Below are 416 nucleotides of genomic sequence, written 5' to 3'. Positions count from 1 at the left end.
GGCGGGCGCTTCGTACGCTCAAGGGCACTGCTTCCAGGCGAGGTGGTAGACGGTGTTGATGCTGCCGTCGGTGGAGTCCATGGTCATGAAGCTGGTCGTCCTGGACGGGTCCGAGGTGCCGGCACTCACCCGCAGCTCGGTGTTGATGTTGAAGTTGCGTTCCTCTCCGCAGGGCGCGTAGACGAGGGCGGCGACGTCGACGGTGTCGGTCGCCTGCCAGCCGTCGTCGAGCGAACCGGTGAACTGGTGGCTGAGCGAGGAGGTCTGGGGCGATCCCTGGAAGTAGTAGTTCGCCTTCTCGGTGCCGCTCGCGCCCCGTTCCAGGTGGGCGAAGCCCCGGTAGTCGGCGGCGGCGATGGCGTAGGTGAAGCCCTGGGGGACGTGCACATCCAGATTGAGCTGGCAGTTCTTGCGGA

General features: G+C 66.1%; 1 protein-coding gene. It reads right to left on the bottom strand.

Annotated features, from left to right (window positions below; all coding sequences use genetic code 11):
• Positions 1 to 18 precede the first annotated feature (18 nt).
• The coding region (locus tag UK12_RS33245) for a DUF4360 domain-containing protein (protein ID WP_045306941.1) at positions 19 to 416 on the bottom strand (398 nt) is incomplete at its 5' end.

The organism is Saccharothrix sp. ST-888, from assembly GCF_000955975.1.
Lineage (GTDB): Bacteria > Actinomycetota > Actinomycetes > Streptomycetales > Streptomycetaceae > Kitasatospora.
The sequence above is the reverse complement of the archived record's forward strand: the minus strand, read 5'-3'. Positions and strand labels throughout refer to the sequence as shown.